The sequence below is a fragment of the Streptomyces flaveus genome (genome assembly GCF_014647675.1).
GTDB classification, from domain to species: Bacteria; Actinomycetota; Actinomycetes; order Streptomycetales; family Streptomycetaceae; genus Streptomyces; species Streptomyces flaveus.
Map to the genome: position 1 here is coordinate 269,357 of NZ_BMPQ01000007.1, position 17,705 is coordinate 287,061.

The 17,705-nt window shown below is 69.9% G+C and carries 18 protein-coding genes; 8 read left to right on the forward strand and 10 right to left on the reverse strand.

The genetic code is table 11. The annotated features are described in order from the left end of the window. The 4 genes from IEZ21_RS47615 to IEZ21_RS17345 all read right to left on the reverse strand — a co-directional run. Positions 1–274 (reverse strand): biotin/lipoyl-containing protein (locus tag IEZ21_RS47615; RefSeq protein ID WP_308429634.1); only part of this gene is annotated, 274 nt, incomplete at its 3' end. 4 nt (positions 275–278) lie between these two features. Further along, entirely contained in the window at positions 279–1,304 is a 1,026-nt protein-coding gene (locus IEZ21_RS17335) for an alpha-ketoacid dehydrogenase subunit beta (RefSeq protein WP_189322784.1), read from the reverse strand. 5 nt (positions 1,305–1,309) lie between these two features. After that, positions 1,310–2,236, reverse strand: coding sequence for a thiamine pyrophosphate-dependent dehydrogenase E1 component subunit alpha (locus IEZ21_RS17340; RefSeq protein WP_189322785.1), 927 nt, complete (start codon positions 2,234–2,236; stop codon positions 1,310–1,312). A 232-nt stretch (positions 2,237–2,468) separates the two neighbouring features. After that, entirely contained in the window at positions 2,469–3,005 is a 537-nt protein-coding gene (locus IEZ21_RS17345) for a VOC family protein (protein WP_189322786.1), read from the reverse strand. 245 nt (positions 3,006–3,250) lie between these two features. Here IEZ21_RS17345 and IEZ21_RS17350 point away from each other — a divergent pair, with 245 nt between their 5' ends. The 4 genes from IEZ21_RS17350 (at position 3,251) to IEZ21_RS17365 (ending at position 7,496) form a co-directional block, all read left to right on the forward strand. After that, positions 3,251–4,519 carry an aromatic ring-hydroxylating oxygenase subunit alpha gene (locus IEZ21_RS17350; RefSeq protein WP_246567830.1) on the forward strand — a complete coding sequence of 423 codons (1,269 nt, stop codon included), beginning with the start codon at positions 3,251–3,253 and terminating at the stop codon, positions 4,517–4,519. After that, positions 4,516–5,340, forward strand: a complete 825-nt coding sequence (locus IEZ21_RS17355; protein ID WP_246567832.1) for an SDR family NAD(P)-dependent oxidoreductase — start codon at positions 4,516–4,518, stop codon at positions 5,338–5,340. Before IEZ21_RS17350 ends, IEZ21_RS17355 begins: the two co-directional genes overlap by 4 nt. After that, a complete protein-coding gene (locus IEZ21_RS17360; protein WP_246567834.1) occupies positions 5,337–7,109 on the forward strand; it encodes a PEP-utilizing enzyme in 1,773 nt (590 codons plus the stop codon). The genes IEZ21_RS17355 and IEZ21_RS17360 overlap by 4 nt, the downstream gene beginning before the upstream one ends. A gap of 72 nt (positions 7,110–7,181) precedes the next feature. Further along, on the forward strand, positions 7,182–7,496 hold the full coding sequence (locus IEZ21_RS17365; protein WP_189322787.1) for a putative quinol monooxygenase: 315 nt from the start codon (positions 7,182–7,184) through the stop codon (positions 7,494–7,496). Positions 7,497–7,514: 18 nt separating this feature from the next. Here the strand turns inward: IEZ21_RS17365 and IEZ21_RS17370 are convergent, their stop codons facing one another. The 4 genes from IEZ21_RS17370 to IEZ21_RS17385 are packed head-to-tail and all read right to left on the reverse strand — an operon-like array spanning position 7,515 to position 10,525. Continuing rightward, a complete protein-coding gene (locus tag IEZ21_RS17370; protein WP_189322788.1) occupies positions 7,515–8,567 on the reverse strand; it encodes an NADP-dependent oxidoreductase in 1,053 nt (350 codons plus the stop codon). Between the two features lie 4 nt (positions 8,568–8,571). Then, on the reverse strand, positions 8,572–8,787 hold the full coding sequence (locus IEZ21_RS17375) for a transposase (RefSeq protein ID WP_189322789.1): 216 nt from the start codon (positions 8,785–8,787) through the stop codon (positions 8,572–8,574). Between the two features lie 5 nt (positions 8,788–8,792). Continuing rightward, positions 8,793–9,122, reverse strand: coding sequence for a 2Fe-2S iron-sulfur cluster-binding protein (locus IEZ21_RS17380; protein ID WP_246567836.1), 330 nt, complete (start codon positions 9,120–9,122; stop codon positions 8,793–8,795). After that, the gene (locus IEZ21_RS17385; protein ID WP_246567838.1) at positions 9,119–10,525 is read right to left on the reverse strand and encodes an aromatic ring-hydroxylating oxygenase subunit alpha; all 1,407 of its coding nucleotides are present in this window, start codon (positions 10,523–10,525) and stop codon (positions 9,119–9,121) included. Before IEZ21_RS17385 ends, IEZ21_RS17380 begins: the two co-directional genes overlap by 4 nt. A 337-nt stretch (positions 10,526–10,862) precedes the next feature. On the opposite strand from IEZ21_RS17385, the gene IEZ21_RS17390 reads away from it, so the two are divergent. From IEZ21_RS17390 to IEZ21_RS17405, 4 genes are read left to right on the forward strand one after another with little or no spacing between them, the layout of a single operon-like run. Next, positions 10,863–12,005 carry a sugar ABC transporter substrate-binding protein gene (locus IEZ21_RS17390; RefSeq protein ID WP_189322790.1) on the forward strand — a complete coding sequence of 381 codons (1,143 nt, stop codon included), beginning with the start codon at positions 10,863–10,865 and terminating at the stop codon, positions 12,003–12,005. Positions 12,006–12,065: 60 nt separating this feature from the next. Continuing rightward, the gene (locus IEZ21_RS17395; protein WP_189322791.1) at positions 12,066–13,655 is read left to right on the forward strand and encodes a sugar ABC transporter ATP-binding protein; all 1,590 of its coding nucleotides are present in this window, start codon (positions 12,066–12,068) and stop codon (positions 13,653–13,655) included. A 16-nt stretch (positions 13,656–13,671) separates the two neighbouring features. Beyond that, positions 13,672–14,784 carry an ABC transporter permease gene (locus IEZ21_RS17400; protein ID WP_189322792.1) on the forward strand — a complete coding sequence of 371 codons (1,113 nt, stop codon included), beginning with the start codon at positions 13,672–13,674 and terminating at the stop codon, positions 14,782–14,784. Positions 14,785–14,786: 2 nt separating this feature from the next. Then, on the forward strand, positions 14,787–15,830 hold the full coding sequence (locus IEZ21_RS17405) for an NAD(P)-dependent alcohol dehydrogenase (protein WP_189322913.1): 1,044 nt from the start codon (positions 14,787–14,789) through the stop codon (positions 15,828–15,830). 252 nt (positions 15,831–16,082) lie between these two features. Here IEZ21_RS17405 and IEZ21_RS17410 read toward each other — a convergent pair whose 3' ends face one another. After that, positions 16,083–16,910, reverse strand: a complete 828-nt coding sequence (locus IEZ21_RS17410; RefSeq protein ID WP_189322793.1) for a ThuA domain-containing protein — start codon at positions 16,908–16,910, stop codon at positions 16,083–16,085. Positions 16,911–16,913: 3 nt separating this feature from the next. After that, positions 16,914–17,678, reverse strand: a complete 765-nt coding sequence (locus IEZ21_RS17415) for an SDR family NAD(P)-dependent oxidoreductase (protein WP_189322794.1) — start codon at positions 17,676–17,678, stop codon at positions 16,914–16,916. Positions 17,679–17,705: the final 27 nt, after the last annotated feature.

A 17,705-nucleotide genomic window follows, 5' to 3' on the forward strand; every position in this document is an offset into this window, starting at 1 on the left:
AAGCCGCCGGCGCACCCCCCGGCTCCGGCGGCTGCTCTCCCTCGGCGAGCAGCCAGCCGATGAGCGCCCCGGCGGGGACCGTGGTCCCGGCGGGGACCACGGGGTGGAACAGTCCACCGGCCTCCGCCTCGACGTCCACGTCGACCTTGTCGGTGGCCAGCCGCAGCAGGGCCTCGCCCTCCGAGACAGCGGTGCCGGTGGGCACGAGCCACTCGTCGATCGTGCCTTCCTGCATGGTCAGGCCGATCTTCGGCAGCAGAACCTCGACCGCCACTTCGTCACGACCTTTCGAGGAGACGGCGGCACCCTTGCGCGATGCGGGCGCCATCGGGGACGTACGCCTTCTCCAGAACCGGGGAGAACGGCACGGGGGAGAAGGGGGCGCCGATGCGCAGGACCGGTGCGTCCAGGTAGTCGAAGGCCGCGTCCTGGATCTGGGCGGCGATCTCCCCGCCGAGCCCGCCGAAGGTGACGGCCTCGTGCACGACGAGGACCCGGTTGGTGCGGCGCACGGAGGCGATCATGGTCTCGGTGTCCAGGGGCTGGACGGTGCGGGGGTCGATCACCTCGATCTCGACGCCCTCGGCGGCGAGTTCGTCGGCCGCGGAGAGGGCTTCGCCCACCATGCGGCCCAGCGCGATGACGGTGACGTCGGAGCCCTGGCGCGCGGTGTGGGCCTGGCCGAGCGGGATGCCGTAGATCGGCTCGGGCACCTGGCTCTTGCTGCCCAGCAGGACCTTGTTGAGCATGACGACGACCGGGTTGTCGTCCCGGATCGCCGAGACGGTCAGGCCCTTGGCGGTGTACGCGTCGCACGGCATGACGACCTTGAGGCCGGGCACATGCGCGAGCCAGGCCTCGAGGCTCTGGCTGTGCTGGGCGGCGGCACCGAGGCCCGCGCCGGAGGCGGTCGTGATGGTGAGCGGCACCGAGAGGGCGCCGCCGAACATGTACTTCATCTTGGCGGCCTGGTTGACGATCTGGTCCAGGCAGACGCCGATGAAGTCCATGAACATCAGGTCGACGACGGGGCGCAGACCACGGGCCGCGGCGCCCACGCCGAGGCCGACCAGGGCGGCCTCGGAGATCGGGGTGTCGATCATGCGGCGTGGGCCGAACTCGTCGAGCAGGTTGTCGAACATGCGGAATACGCCGCCGTATCCGGCCACGTCCTCGCCGGCGACGAAGACGTTCTCGTCCTCGCGCATGGCCTGTGCGAGTCCTTCGTTGAAGGCCTTGACGTAGGTCAGTTCGCGGGCCGTGGCGTCCAGGGCGACGGCGGGTGCTTCGGTGATGGTGGTCATGGCGGTCACCCCGAGTAGACGTTGAGGAGCAGGTCGGCGGTGTCGGGCAGCGGGCTGGCCTCGGCGTACGCGATGGCGTCGGCGATGTCGTCCCGGGTGCGCTGCCAGGTGTCGTCAAGCTCCGCGCGGGTGGCGGTGCCGTCGGAGAGGGCACGGGCTTCCAACAGGTCGATCGGGTCGCGGGTCTTCCACTCGGCGACCTCCTCGTCCGAGCGGTAGGGGTGGCGCAGTCCCTTGACGCCCTGGTGGTCGTAGAAGCGGTAGGTCTTGGCCTCGATCATCATCGGGCCCTCGCCTGCCCGGGCGCGTGCGACGGCCTCGGTGGCGGCCTGGTGGACGGCGGCCGCGTCCATGCCGTCGACGATCACGCTGGGCATGCCGTAGGCCGCGGCCCGGTCGGCGACGTCGGTGATCAGCATGTGCTTCGACTGGGGGGTGAACTCGGCGTAGCCGTTGTTCTCGCAGATGAACAGCACCGGCAGACGCAGTACGGCGGCCATGTTGGCGGCCTCGTGGAAGGTGCCGATGTTGGTCGCGCCGTCGCCGAAGAAGGAGACGGCGACGCTGTCCTCGCCCTTGTAGTGGGCGGCGAACGCGGCCCCGACGGCGATCGGGATGCCCGCGCCGACGATGCCGTTCGCGCCGAGCATGCCGAGGCTGAGGTCGTTGATGTGCATGCTGCCGCCGCGTCCCAGGCAGGCTCCGGTGACCCGGCCGTACAGCTCGGCGTACATGTGCCGGAAGCTGACGCCCTTGGCCACGGCGTGCCCGTGTCCGCGGTGGGTGGAGGTGATCTGGTCGTCGTCGCGCAGTGCCGCCATCACCCCCGCGGCCACGGCTTCCTGGCCGACGTACAGGTGCAGGAAGCCCGGCAGCTTGCCGGCCTCCATGAGCTTGCCCGCCTCGGTCTCGAACAGCCGGATGCGCACCATGCGCTCGTGCAGGTCCCTGACGACCTGCGCGGATGCCTGGGCCGCGGCCGGATCGGCCGACTTCTTCTGTGGTCTTGATGACCTGGATGTGCTTGATGTGCTTGAGGCCCGTTGAGCCATCGTCCGCCCCTTCGCCCGAGGGAGGTGTGCTGGTGTGCCACGCAATCGGACTTTGTTATGTCGGTCTACAGTAAGTAGCAGTGGGCACCTTACTGAACAGGCTCTCTAATTACTACGCCTCTGTCCGATCCGGCCCCGGATCGGCGCCCCGCCCGTCGGTCAGCTCCACCGCATTGCCTTCCGGGTCCGCCCAGAAGCTGATCCGCCGCCCCCGTGCCCGGACGACGACCGGGGACGACAGCGGGCGAGCACCGGCAGCAGGCAGTGCGGCGACGACCGGCGCGATGTCCTCCAGGTGGAACGTGAGATAGGACAAGCCGCGGCATGCGGTCAGCGGCGCGGCCGGCGGGGCGGGGACGGGTACGGCACTCACCCGAGGCTGCACCAGCTTGATCCGCCCGCCGGAGGACGTCCCGGACGCCGCCCCGACGGGCACCTGAAGCCATACGACCAGAAGCGGTCCGCCCAGCCCGGCGGGGCCACCGATCGACTGCGGGATGTGCGACCGGTGCACCGGAACACAGCCGAGCGCCTCACGGTAGAAGCGCTCCATCAGTTCCAGGTCGCACACCACGACACCGGCCTCGAAGGGTTGGGTCATCGCCGCCCCCAGGGCGGCCCTGGCCGGATCGGATGCGTCATGGGTCACCGGGCCACCTTCCGTCGGGCTGTTGCCCACCGCACTCCCGCAGCTGGAGCCGATCCCTAGAAAGATCGAGTCGGGCCAGGGCTACCCTCGCAGCAGATAGCGAAGATGACCTGCGGAATGTCGTGCAGCCGACTTCGGCACTTTCTATTGACACACAACACTAACTCCTGTTGTTGTGGCGATCGCAGCGGAGCTGTAGCACCAGAACCCTTCACCAGCTCGCGGCTGGGAGGATTGAGGACATCGTGGTCCAGATCAATTCACCGGAGATCCGAGCGGCAGGCGACGAGCGTCCCCTGCCGCCGCCCGCCCCGGAATACCACTCATGGATCGGCCAGAACCACGCCACCGATGCCGCGAGCGCGGCCATGCGGCAGGACGCGGCCGAGCTCGCCGAGCGCGTCATCGAGCACTACCGCAACAACACGACCCATGAGGCCGAGGAGCAGTGGACGGAACCCGTCGACAACTACCTCGACGCCGACCGCTGGCTGCGTGAGATGGACGCCGTCCACCGGAGTGTTCCGCTCCCCCTCGCCATGTCGTGCGAGCTTCCCGGACCGGGCACCTACAAAGCGCTGGACGTGCTCGGCATGCCGATCCTGATCACCCGGGACCGCAAGGGCGTCGTGCACGCGATGATCAACGCCTGCCGGCACCGTGGCGCCGAACTCGTCGAGCCGGGCTGCGGCGTGGCGAAGCGCATCACCTGCCCCTACCACGCCTGGTCGTACGACCTTTCGGGCGAACTGCGCGGTGTATACGCCGAGAAGACCTTCGGCGACGTACCGCGCGAGAAGCGCAGCCTTGTACAGCTCCCCGTGGGTGAGCGCGCCGGCATCGTCTTCGTATCACTGGACCCCGCCGCCGAGCACGACCTGGACGCCTGGCTCGGCGATCTGCAGCCACTGCTGGAGGGGCTCCGCTTCGCGGACTGCCACCACTACGCCACCCGTGAGCTGACCAGCCCCAACTGGAAGGTCACCCTCGACGGGTACCTGGAGACCTACCACTTCGCCTCGCTGCACACGAAGACGGTCTTCGAGACGAACTTCTCCAACATGATGGCCCACGACACCTGGGGCCCTCACCAGCGCCTCGGTGCCGCCCTGCGGCCCGTCGCCGACGTGGTGGACCTGCCGCCGGACAAGCGTGACCCCGGGGACGTGGTCGGAGCCATCTACTGGCTCTTCCCCGGCCTGGCCATCGCCGGCACCTGGCGCAACAAGATCGCCGTCTCCATCGTGATCCCTCGTACGGCCACCGAATCGGTGACGCAGCAGATCATCCTGCTGCGCGAGCCGGCCGTCACCGAGGAGGAGCGGCACGCCGCCGACCAGTTCGGCGAGTGGTTCTACGAGGTGGTCCGCGACGAGGACTACGCGACCACCTACGGAGTACAGCGGGGGCTCAAGGCCCTCGCCGGGACCGACTTCGTCTTCGGACGCAACGAGCCCGGACTCCAGCACTTCCACCGCACCATCCACCGCCTCCTGGACGAAGCGTCCAGATGACGAACCCTCAGAACCAGCAGGAGAACAGCATGGTGGCTACGGGCAGCCTCGACGGACGTGTCGCGGTGATCACGGGCAGCACGCGCAGCATCGGCCGCGCCATCGCCGAGGCCTTCCTGGCCGACGGGGCCACGGTCGTGATCAGCGGCCGTTCGGAGGTCAAGGGCAAGCAGGCCCTGGAGGAGATGGGCGCCGGGGACCGGGCGGTCTTCCACCCCTGCGACTCCAACAGCCAGGAGGACATCGAGGCACTCGCGGACTTCGCCGCGGAGCGCTTCGGCCGGCTCGACATCTGGGTCAACAACGTCGGTGGCACCTCGGGCTTCGCCCCCGTCCACCAGCTCAGCGACGAGGCCTGGCACGACGCCCTCAAGCTGAACCTCAACGCCTACTTCTACGGCACCCGCCGGGCGCTGCCGAAGATGCTGGAGGGCGGCTGGGGCCGCATCATCAACATCTCCTCCGTCGAGGGCAAGCAGGCCAACAAGCCGGCGATCAGCCACTACATCACCAACAAGCACGCCATCCACGGCCTGACCAAGGCGACCGCCTTTGAGTACGGCACCCAGGGCATCACCTGCAACGCCATCTGCCCCGGCGCCGTCGACACCGACCTGATGCGGGCCGCGGGCCCCGCCGCGGCCGAGGCCGAGGGCATCTCGTACGAGGTGTGGCTGGGCCGCTTCGCCGAGCACGCCGCCACCAAGCAGATCACCACCGTGGAGCAGATCGCGGGCGTCGCCTCGCTGCTCGCGAGCGACGCGGGAGCGGGCATCACGGGCACGCTGATCAGCGTCGACGGTGGAACGTCGCAGTGGTGAGCGAGGGAACGGACGGCGGGAGACCCATCGCCATGAAGCACTGGATCACCGACTGGCAGCGCAGTGAGCGACTGCCCCACTACACCCGGGCCAACGCGGGCGAGACCCTGCCGGAGCCGGCCAGTCCGCTGGGCTGGTCCCTGGTCTGGGGGCGCGGTCTGCAGGGCTGGCGCCGCGGCTTCGTCGAGTTCGGCATCTACCGCGGGGACGAGATCACCGGCGACCGGCCGCCGTTCGTGGGCATCTTCGGTGGTTACTTCTACCTCAACCTGTCGCACCTGCGGCTGTTCGGCATCCGCATGGGGCAGACCGCGGACGACATCGACGCGGCCTTCGTCGGCCAGCGCTCCGACACACCGGTGTACGTGCCGCATCCCGACGACCAGGACCCGGAACTGACGGCCAAGGCCGGGGGGACGCTCCAGCGGATGCTCGGCCAGGCCGACTACCCGCAGGGCGACGCCGACCAGGAGCGGCTGCGCCGGATCCGCCGCGAGCGACCCGAACTGGCGTCCCTGTCCGACATCGAGCTGGTGGCGTACGCCCGCTCCTTGCTGGACGAAGTGGAGACGACCTTCCAACGGCACGTCGAGACCTCGCTGCCCGCGTCGGTCGGACCGGCGATCCTCGGCCCGCTGTGTGCGAGCGTGGACCGTCCGGGAACCATGCTGGACCTCATCAGCGGTCTCGGCGATGTCGATTCGGCCTCCCCATCGACCGGGCTGTGGACGCTGTCCCGGCAGGTGGTGGCCTCGGCCGAACTGACCGCGCTGTTCGACCAGGGTCCGGCCGCCGTGGAGCAGGCGCTCGACGGGGCGAGCGGGGACGTGAAGGCGTTCCGCGACTCCTTCGAGGAGTTCCTGGCCGCCTCCGGCGACCGCGGGCCCAACGAGTGGGACATCCACGCGCTGTCCTGGGAGGCCTCGCCCGTCCAGGCGCTGGCCCTGGTCGACCGGATCCGGCACAGCGCCGACGACGGCTCCCCCGCCGAACGTCACCGCCGGCTGACGGAGCGGCGCGAGCAGATCGCCTCGGAGATCCGGGCCCTGCTCCCGGAGGACGCGCAGCCGATGTTCGACGCCGGAATGCACGCCTCCCAGGTGTGGATCCCGGCCCGCGAGCGGACCAAGGCGAACTGTGTGACCGTCATCAACGAGATCCGGATGACGGTACGTGAACTCGGCCGCCGCGGCGTCGAGGCGGGACGCTTCGCCCGGCCGGAGGACGTGATGATGCTGCTGGACACCGAACTCGACGACTATGTCGCCGGCCCGGAGTCCTTCGGCCCCGTCATCGCGCAGCGCCTCGAGGAGTACGCCGGACTGCACGAGTTGGAGCCGCCGTTCTTCGTCGCCGGTGACGCGCAGACCGAGATCGACAGCTGGCCGCGGCGCGCCGAGGAGCGGACCGAGGCCGCGACCGAGGGCGATGTGCTCAGCGGAGTGGGCGGCAGCCAGGGGACGTACACCGGAAAGGTCCGCGTCGTCACCGACCCGGCCTCCTGCGAGGCGCTGGAGCCGGGAGAGGTACTCGTCGCGCCGATCACCGACGCGGCCTGGACCCCGCTGTTCCTCGTCGCCGGAGCCGCCGTCGTGGACGTGGGCGCGCTCAACAGCCACGCCGTCGTGGTCTGCCGCGAACTCGGCATTCCGGCCGTCATCTCCGTCGAGGGCGGTACGCGACGGCTGCGGGACGGCATGGTGATCACGGTCGACGGCGACAAGGGAACGGTCACCGTGGACAGCGCCCCGGCGGCGCTCGTCATCTGAATCGCCGCGGGCCCGTCGCTTCCCCTGACAGGGGCGACGGGCCCGCGCGCATGACCCGTGGGAAGGACCACCGTGTCAGAGGAAGTCATCGTCGCCGGCTGGATGGACTACGAGGCCGGCGACCGGGACACGATGCTGGGGCAGCTGGTCGAACTGGGGCGCCGGACCCTCGAAGAAGAGCCCGGCTGTCTGGACTACGCCATGACCGCGGACCCCAGCGACGAGCGGCGGATCCGTGTGTACGAGCGTTGGGCATCCCAGCGGGCCCTCGACGAGCACTTCACCACCCCGCACATCAAGGACTTCCGGGCCGCCGCGGCCGGGCTGACCCGCGTGGGAGTCTCCTTGCAGGCCCACGTGATCGCAGCGACCCGCTCCATGCGCTGACGGCCAACTCCCTGCGGATTACGCGGAGTCGCCCAGCCGGACCAGCATCTTGCCGACGTTGCCACCGTCCAGCAGGGACAGCAGCGCCCCGGGAGCGTTCTCCAGACCGTCAACCACCGTCTCGCGCGCGGCGATCCGGCCCGTACGGAGCCAGCCCGCGACCCGCTCCTCGAACTCCGGCCGCAGGTCCTCGTGGTCGCGGACGATGAAGCCGCGCAGGGTCAGCCGCTTGAGGACCGCCTGGATCAACTGGTTGATGTCGGCCGACCGTTGGCCGCTGCCTGCGGACCGCCGCTCCCCGCCGAACTGCGACATCATGCCGCACAGGGCGACCCGGCCACCGGTCCGCAACGCGTGCAGGGCGGCGGCCAGTTGCTCCCCGCCCACGTTGTCGAAGTAGACGTCGATACCGTCGGGTGCCATCCGGGCCAGCGCCTCGCGCACCGGCTCGGCGCGGTAGTCCGCGGCGGCGTCGTAGCCGAACTCCTTCACCAACAGGGCGCACTTGTCCGGCCCTCCGGCGGTCCCGACGACCCGCTCCGCGCCCAGCAGCCGGGCGAACTGCCCGGCGGCACTGCCCACGGCCCCGGCCGCCGCCGACACGAAGACGGTGTCGCCGGGGCGTACCTCGGCGATCCGTGCCAGCCCGACGTACGCGGTGAAGCCGGTCTGCCCGAGCAGCCCCAACCAGGTGGGCAGCGGCGCGAGTTCGGGGTCGATACGACCGGCGCCGTCGGTGTCCGCGGCATCCAGCACGGCCCGCTCCCGCCAGCCCAGCTGGTGGCGCACATACGCCCCTGCCGGCACGGACGAACAGCGGCTCTCCTCCACGACACCCAGCGCCCGGCCGTCGAGCGGCGATCCGGGCGTGAAGTTGTGCGTGTAGTGCTTCTCGGTGCTCTCCAGTCGCCCGCGCATGGACGGGTCGACACTCATGTAGAGGTTGCGGACGAGCAGTTGACCCTCGCCGAGGGACGGCAATGGGCGCTCCTCGACGGCGAAGTCACCGGTCACCGGTTCCCCGTCGGGCCGGCGCACCAGACAGACCACCCGGGTCGTACGGGGCGTCACGGGGTCACTCCTCCGGCTGCTCGGGGACGCGACGTCGGGCGAGGCGGCCCACCCAGCCGGCCATCTGGAGGTCGGCGTGGCGCAGCTCGCCCGACTGCCAACGGGCCTGGAAGTCGAAGATGCCCCGTGCTCCGGTCTTCGGGTCGGTCACCTCGACCAGACCGTCCTCGGTGAGCCGGTACACATGCCCGGTCAGCGGATGGATCACTTGCTTGGACATGGGGCTCACTCCTGCACTCGGCGGCGTACGCCGCGCTTGGTCACGGTCACCGGGCCCTCGACCCGGAGCCGGCAGGCGAGCCGGGTCAGGCCGTCCACGGGTTTGCGGAGGGCTTCGATACCCTCGCGTTCCAGCGGGTCCACAGGTGAACAGTTCTCGGTGCCCTCCTCGACCGCCACGAAGCAGGTACGGCAGGTGCCCTTGCCGCCGCAGACGGTGGGCCAGCGGTATCCGAGCCGCTGGGCGGCGCTGAACAAGTCTTCGCCGTCGAGCACTTCGAGTTCGACGCCGGAGGGCCTGACCGACACACGATGGCCCGCCACACGGTGGGTCACGTGTTCATCCACCGGTCGAGCGTCTGGTTGAAGTGACGGATGCGGCTCTCCTGGTAGTTGGCCAGGGTGATGCCCGGCTTGCGCATCGCCTTCAGTCCCTGCTGGACGTAGGGGAGGTTCTCGCAGTCCTGGTCGAAGACGGGCCCGAGGACACCGAGTTCGGGGATGTCCGCGAATAGCATCTCCTCCGGTACCCAGCGGATCTTGGCCGGGGGCGGCATCTCGCCGGGCTTCTTCGGCGCCGACATGAAGATGATCTCGGCGGTGCAGGAGTCGGGGTCGAGACCGTTGGGTTTGAACCGGTAGATGATGTTGGACTTGGCGCCGCCCCAGGGGTTGAAGTTGGGGAACAGCAAGTAGTTGATGGCGTCCAGGAGTTCGGTGTCGGCGGTCTGGGAGAAGTCCTGGGTCGAGGTGGCCGCCAGCTGTGCGCGCATCCGCTCGGCGAGGACCTGGCGGGCTGTGCCGCCGGCCGGGATCGCCGGCATCTCGTCCCCCTCCTGCATCACCAGGTCACGGCCCTGGGCCGCCGCGTAGAACGCACGCGAGTCGTAGAACGTCTCCAGTACGTCCTCCTCCGTGACGGAGTCCGCCACGTGCGGGCTGGGAGCACCCTGGATGTTGATCATGCGGTTCCAGTTGGGCTGGTCCGCCATGACGTCGTACTGCGAGTTGGCGTCCGCCAGCCACGGCAGCATCTGCGGGTGGGTGGCGATCACATGGAAGGACTCGATGAACGCGTCCTGGGCCACCTTCCAGTTGCAGGGCAGCACCTTCGCGATGTGCAGCGACTTGTAGCGGTCCTCCAGCGGCCAGATGTAGTACTCGTCGAAGGTGCCGCGGTAGCTCTCGAAGGACTCCGCGTACGGGTCCATGTTGATGAAGACGAAGCCGCGCCAGGTGGCCACCTGGGCCTCGGGGAGCGCGAACTTCTCCGGGGTGACATGCGGGAAGTCCCAAGAGCAGGGCGGAGTCTGCATGGTGCCGTCGAGGTTCCAGGCGAAACCGTGGAACGAGCAGCGGAACTCGCCGACGTTGCCACCACTGGTGCGCAGCTTGCGGCCGCGGTGCAGACATACGTTGACGTACGCGCGGATCTCGTCGGGGGCCGTCCGTACGACGATCAGCGAGTCGTCGCCGATCTCGTAGACCTCGTGGTCGCCGACCTCCGGGATCTCGCTTTCCAGGCAGGCGAACTGCCACACGCGCCGCCACACCTGCCGCATCTCGCGCTCCGCCCATTCGCGGGAGACGAAGCGCGCGGAGTCGATGTCCTCGCTGCCGATGTAGTCGTTCCTGTCGTGCCTCAGTGCGGCGGGAACGGGGCGGCTGTCCTGGTCGAGGTAGTCCTGGACGGTGGGCCCGGGGCACCGCGCGGTGACCGACTCCGACGTTTCGTCCATCATCTCTCCTCTGGCAGAAACTTTAGAGTGAGTGTAGTTAGCAGGCGCGGCCGGGAGCAACACTCGCGACGGTGTCCGGATCCCGGATCGGCCGAGGTTGTCGAGAGAAAGTGGCGTCAGAGCGCGAATTCATGGTGACGAACCTCTCCCCAAGCCTGCCGGGGCGTGTCACACTCCGACGCACTTGAGGCTGTAGTGCCTCATAAGTTTCTTGGCCTGAGCGGAGTTGCGCCGCTTTGGCCGCAGTGCCGCCCGGTCACCCCGGCGGCCCGCGCCGTACCCCACGACGGCGGTTCACGCAGCTTTCTCGACCCTCTATGCGTGGGAGCACTCAACGATGAGTTCCAGACCCCGTCGCGCGGTCCGCCGCGCCCTCACCGCGATCGTCCCCGTCACCGCTCTGCTGACGCTCTCCGCGTGCGGCGGCGGTGCCACTCCGGCCGCCGAATCGAAGCCGGAGGCGGCGTCCGACTCCCCCGGCCTGGCCGCAGCCTCGAAGGCCATGGAGCAGTACACCCAGCGCCCGGCCAAGATCCCCGTCACCGAGCCGGTGGGCAAGAAGATCCCCAAGGGCAAGAAGATCGATTTCATCCTGTGCGGCGTCCAGTCCTGCAAGGACCTGGCCGACTACTTCACCGCCGGAGCGAAGGAGCTCGGCTGGGAAGTCAAGCAGATCCCCACCCAGGGCACCCCGGAGTCCGTGCAGGCCGCCTACGAACAGGCGGTGCGTGACAAGCCGGACGCCGTCGTCGCCTCCGGGTTCCCGCGCGCGGTGTACGCCAAGCAGTTGGCAAAACTGAAGAAGGCCGGCATCCCCGTCATCCAGTCGAACGCCGACGAAGTGGTGGGCGACGGCATCTCCCTGCTGAAGAACGGGCCGGCGGACGTCGACGTCCAGGGCACGATGATCGCCTCGTGGGTCGTGTCGAACAGCGGCGCGAAGGCCGACACCGTCTACTTCGACCTGCCCGCGTACACGATCCTCAAGCCCGTCAGGGACGGGTTCGAGACGAAGTACCGCGAGTGGTGCGAGGGCTGCGGGCTGGACACCGTCGACGTGCCGATCACCGCGATCGGCAAGGACATGCCGGACCGGGTGGTGTCGTACCTCCGCTCGCACCCGAAGGTGACCCACGTCGTCTTCTCACTGGGCCTGCTCAACGTCGGCGTCCCGGCCGCGCTGAAGACCGCCGGAATCAACGGCAAGCGCATCATCGTCAACGTCGGCGACGCACAGAGCTACCAGTACATCGAGGGCGGTCTCACCGACGCCGCCATGGCCCTGAACACGTACGAGACCGCCTGGATCCAGGTCGACGCGCTGGCCCGCCACTTCACCGGCCAGCCCATGGACGCGGACCAGAAGGCGGAGCTGCCCAACATGCTGATCACCAAGGAGAACCTGCCGTCCGCCGACGGCGACTTCCCGCTCGTCGAGGACTACCAGAAGCAGTTCAAGGCGCTCTGGGGCCTGAGTTGACCGGCACGGCCCGCCGCCGGCTCCGTGCCGGCGGCGGCGCCATCCACGGATGGAGGAGCGGTGCACGCTGACACGTCGGCGCAGACGTCGCACGGGCGGCACGCCGGGACGGCGGAGGCGGACCGCCCGGTACTACGGGTGGAGGGGCTGTCGAAGCGATTCGGCGGAACCCAGGCGCTGAAGGACGTGGACCTCGAGATCGCCCACGGCGAGATCCACGCGCTGATCGGGCCCAACGGTTCCGGCAAGTCCACCCTCATCAAGATCCTCGCCGGATATCACCACGCCGAGCCCGGAGCGGTCGCCGAACTCGACGGCGAGCCGTTCGACCTGGGCCATGTCACCGGCTCGCGGCACGACCGGCTCCGCTTCGTCCACCAGGAACTGGGACTGGTGGAGGAGCTGAGCGCCACGGACAATCTCGCGCTCAGCCGCGGCTTCGCCCGTACGGCGTTCGGCAATATCCGCTGGCCGGAGATGGAACGGCGGACGACCGCACTGGTCGAGCGATTCGGCCTCGGCATCGACGTACGCCGGCCGCTGGCCACGGCCACCCCCGTCCAGCGCGCGGTGGTGGCCATCGCCGCCGCGCTGCAGGGCTGGGAGGGCCGGCGCGGCGTGCTGGTGCTCGACGAGCCGACCGCCGTGCTGCCGCCGGGCGAGGTGGCCCGCCTCTTCCAGATCGTGCGGGAGATCCGCGACGCGGGTGCCGGCGTGCTGTACGTCTCGCACCGCATGGACGAGATCTTCGCGCTCGCCGACCGGGTCACCGTGATCCGCGGCGGACGCCGGATCGCCACCCGCCTGGTCTCTGAGCTCACTCCCCGGTCACTGGCGGAGCTGATGGCAGGTCAGGAGGCGGAGACTGCCCACCGGCCGCAGCCGCCCTCCGGCGCCGTCGGCAGGGTCGGCGAGACGGGCGAGGCCGCGCTGGAGGTCAGAGATCTGTGGGTCGGCCCGCTGCGCGGCGTCGGCTTCGACCTGGCCAGGGGCGAGCGGCTGGGCATCACGGGGCTGGTCGGCTCCGGCCATGAGGCAGTGCCGTACGCGGTGTGCGGGGCCTGGACCGGACCGGTGCGCGGCCGGGTGCGGATACCGGAACGCTCCCCACGGTGGGTCGACGCGCGGGACGCCGGCGGACTCGGCATCCCTTTGGTGCCCGCCGACCGGGCGACCGAGGGGGTGGTCGGCGACTTCTCGGTCGCCGAGAACATGACCCTCCCCCTGCTCGACCGGCTCCGCGCCCGCTTGGGCCGACTGCACCGGGGACGGGAGGGCGCCCTCGTCGAGGAGTGGATCCGGCGCGTGGAAGTGCGTACGGCCGGACGCGGGGCCCCGATCACCACACTCAGCGGCGGCAACCAGCAGAAGGTCGTCATGGCCCGCTGCCTGGCCCAGCAGCCGCCGGTGCTGGTGCTGTGCGAACCGACGGCGGGCGTCGACGTCGCGACCCGGCAGCAGCTGTACGAGCTGATCGAACGTCAGGCGGGCGACGGCATGGGGGTGATCGTGTCCTCGTCCGACACGGAGGACCTGCTCACGCTGTGCACCCGCGTCCTGGTGGTACGGGACGGCCGGATCGTGCGGGAGATCAGCGGCCGGGACATCACCGAGCCCGCGCTCGTGCACGCCATGGAAGGAACCGAGTGAGAAGGAACCGAGTGACATGACATCCACCCCGACCCGGCCGGCGGAACACCGGCCGGTCACCGACCCGGACGCCCCCGCGGTGTACACCGCGGGGACGCCCGTCGCGCTGGGCCGGCGGGCGGCGGCCGCCCTGTCGTTCCGGAACATCGGCGCCGTCTACGTGTGGCTGCTCATCGTCGTGATCTTCTCCGTGTGGGCGCCGGAGACGTTCCCGACCGCCACCACGGTCAAGCAGGTACTGAACGGCAACGCCGTGGCCGGTCTGGTGGCGCTCAGCGTTGTCGCTCCGCTGGCCGCACGCGTCTTCGACCTCTCCGTCGCCTTCACCATGTCGCTGACCAGCGTGCTGACCGCCCATTTCCTGGTCAACGCGGGCCTCGGCTCCGGCACCGCGATCACCCTGGCGATGACGGCCGCCCTGCTGGTCGGGGTGATCAACGGAATCGTGGTGGTGGTGCTGCGGGTCGACTCGTTCATCGCCACGCTGGCCACCGGCGCACTGATCCAGTCCCTGATCACCATGGTGACCAACGACAGCTCGATCACCGGCCTCCAACTGCTGGCCAAGCCGTTTGCCAGCATCGCCCAACTGGACGCCGGCGGCATCACGCTGCCCGTGCTGTATCTGCTCCTCGCCGCGACGGCCATCTGGTTCCTGCTGGAACACACCGCCACCGGCCGCCGGCTGTACGCGACCGGCTTCAACGAGAACGCGGCACGTCTACAAGGAGTACGCACCGGCCGACTGCGCTTCATGACCCTGGTGACGTCCGCGCTGCTCTCCGGTTTCGCCGGGGTCGTGTTCGCGTCCTCCGTCGGATCCGGATCGCCGACCGCCGGCACGCCGTACCTGCTGTCGGCCTACGCGGCGGCCTTCGTCGGAGCGACCCAGCTGCGTGCGGGGCGCTTCAACGCCTGGGGAACAGTGATCGCCGTACTCCTGCTCGGCACCGGCATCACCGGGCTCGGCCTCGCCACCAGCGCGCCGTGGGCCACGAGCCTGTTCACCGGCTCCGTTCTCATCGTCGCGCTGGTTCTCACGGGTGGGCGGATCGCGCTACCGGCGGTTCTGCGCCGCCGGAAGCCGTCGCCCGCCGAGCCTGTAGCCAGTCCTGACAAGAAGGTCTGATGATGAAAGCGGTTCAGTACCGGGCGGTGGGTGTCGGGCCCGAGGTGGTCGAGGTTCCGGTGCCCGAACCGGGGCCGGGCCAGGTGCTGTTGAAGGTGACAGCCGCGGGGCTGTGCCACTCCGACCTGGCGGTCATGAGCTGGCCCGAGGAAATCTTCCCTTACCCGCTGCCGATGACGCTCGGTCACGAGGGCGTCGGAACCGTCGCGGCTCTGGGTAACGGTGTCACCGAGGTGGCGGAGGGCGACGAGGTGGCGGTGTACGGACCGTGGGGCTGCGGCCGCTGCCGTACCTGCGCCGAGGGCAGGGAGAACTACTGTCCGCACGCCGCCGGGCTCGGCATCATGCCGCCCGGTCTTGGCTCTCCCGGCGCCCTCGCCGAGTACATGGTGGTGGACTCGCCCCGCCACCTGGTGCCGTTGGGTGGACTGGACCCGGTGCAGGCGGCACCGCTCACCGACGCCGGGCTGACGCCGTATCACGCGATCAGGCAGGCGCTGCCGAAGCTGGTGCCGGGCAGTACGGCGGTGGTGATCGGTGTCGGTGGGCTGGGGCATCTCGCCGTACAACTGTTGCGCGCGCTGACGTCGGCCCGGGTTGTCGCTCTCGATGTGAGCAAGGAGAAGCTGGAGTTGGCGCGCGCGGTGGGCGCTCACGAGACGCTGCTCTCCGATGAGGAGGCGGCGACACGGGTACGGGAGCTGACCGGCGGCACCGGGGCGGAGGTCGTGCTGGACTTCGTAGGGGTCGAGGCGACCTTGGCGGTGGCCGCCGCGTCGGTGGCGGTGGCGGGTGATGTGACCGTCGTCGGGATCGGGGGTGGGACTCTGGCGGTCGGCTTCGGTGGGGGGCTGCCGTTCGGGGTGTCCGCGTCGGCGCCGTACTGGGGGAGCCGGGTGGAGCTCATCGACGTCGTCGGGCTTGCGCGGGAGGGGCTGGTCTCCTCCCATGTGGAGACGTTCTCGATCGAGGACGCTCCGGCAGCGTATGAGCGCCTGCATGCCGGGGAGATCGTCGGCCGTGCGGTGGTGCTGCCGCACGGGTGAGCCGGGGCGGCCGCGAGGGTTTTCGCCCCCGCCGCCCCTACCCGTCCCATCCCTCTGGGGCTCCGCCCCAGACCCGTCGGGGGCCAGCCCCCGAACCCCCGCTCCTCAAACGCCGGAGGGGCTGATTTTCCGCGGCCTGGGCTGATTTCCGCAGCTGAGATTCCGCTGCCCGAGAGGATCCTTGCCCAGGGGGCACTTTGCAGCCCAGTCCCGCATCAAGTCAGCCCGTCCGGCGTTTGAGGACGAGGCCGTTCAGGCCGAAAGCGGGGGTCTGGGGGCGGCAGCCCCCAGGGACGGGACGGGAAGGGGCGGCGGGGGTGAAACCACCCTCTCCACACACCGCCGCAACACCGTCACGAACTCCGGCGTCTCCCAAGGCCCCCGGTCCACCCGCCCGGTGTCATCCACACCAAGGTCCTGCACGTCGTACCGCCCCCGGCAGTGCCCGAGGGTGAAGCAGCACACCTCCCCGTAGCCGTGTCGCTTCAGATACAGCACGGGCCGCGGCGCGTCGTCGAGCGCCGCCGTGTCGCCCTCGGCGAAACCGCGGCACGGCCCCGTGTACTCGGCGTGCAGCAGCACCTCCAGCTCCCCGTGCAGCTCACAGACGTACAACTCGTCGGTGACCGTGAACGGCTCGATCCCGGCGACCAGCGGATGGCCGGGCCGGGTGACCTGGACCTCGTACGGCTCGATCGGCGGGTGGGCGACAAACTGGCTGCCAAGCACCTCGGCAAGCTCCCCGAGGAGCCGCGGGGTGGTGAACACCCGCGGCCCGCCGAGGGCCGGCGCCTCGATCACCGCGTTGGTGCCGTGCAGGGCGAGCCAGCGCCCGCCTCGCTCGACGAACCGGGCCAGCGCGGCCCGCTGGGCCGGGCGGGGCCGTACGTCGCAGGTGTAGGTGACCAGCAGGTCGGCCTTCTTCAGAGCGTCGACACAGTCGTAGTCCTGGTGGACGGTGGTCCGCACTCGCGGGTGATCACCGAGCAGTTCCAGCAGCCGCAGCCGCGCATAGTCGAAGTCGTGCCATTTGCCGCCGCAGACCAGCACGGCGTCCAGGCGGCCGGCCGGGCCCGCCACGGCTCAGTACTGGACGCGGGTCAACAGCCCGCCGTCCACCACGAGGTTGACGCCGACGCAGAAGGAGCCGGTCCGCCCGAGCAGGAACGCCACCGCCGCGGCCACGTCCTCCGCGGTGCCGTAACGGCCGATGGGCAGCTTGGCGAGGACCTCCTCGTAGACCTCCGGGCGGCTGGTGCGGATGGTCTCCCAGGCGCCGCCGGGGAAGTCGATCGGGCCGGGGGAGACCGTGTTGACTCGGATGCCCTTCGGAGCGAGGGAGTGCGCCAGAGCCGAAGCATGCTGGACGACCGCGGCCTTCATGGCGGAGTAGGAGTTGGCTCCGGCAGGGCGTGCGGTGTCGGAGGCGTTGGTGGTGCCGATGGCGACCACGGCGGCCCGGTCGGAGGCCTCCAGGTAGGGCATGGCCGCCTCGACGAGTCCAGCGAACGGGACCAGGTCACCGCGCAGGCTGGCCTCCCACGACTCGGGGCCCTTGACGTTGCCTGCCGAGACATTGGACACCAGCAGGTCCAGGCCACCCAGTTCGCCGGCCGCCCGCTCCACGAAGCCCGCGAGCGCGGCCGGGTCGGTGACGTCGACCGGCTCGGCGAACACCGTCGCCCCCTCGCCGCGCAACTCGGCGGCGGCCTTCGCGAGTGCCTCCTCGCCCCGGGCGCACAGCGCCAGCGCGCAGCCCTCCGCGGCCAAGGTTCCCGCGATCGCCCGCCCGATACCCCGGCTCGCACCGGTCACCAGCGCCTTCGCACCTGTCAGTCCCAGATCCATTGAGGTCACTCCTTTGTGATGCCGTGA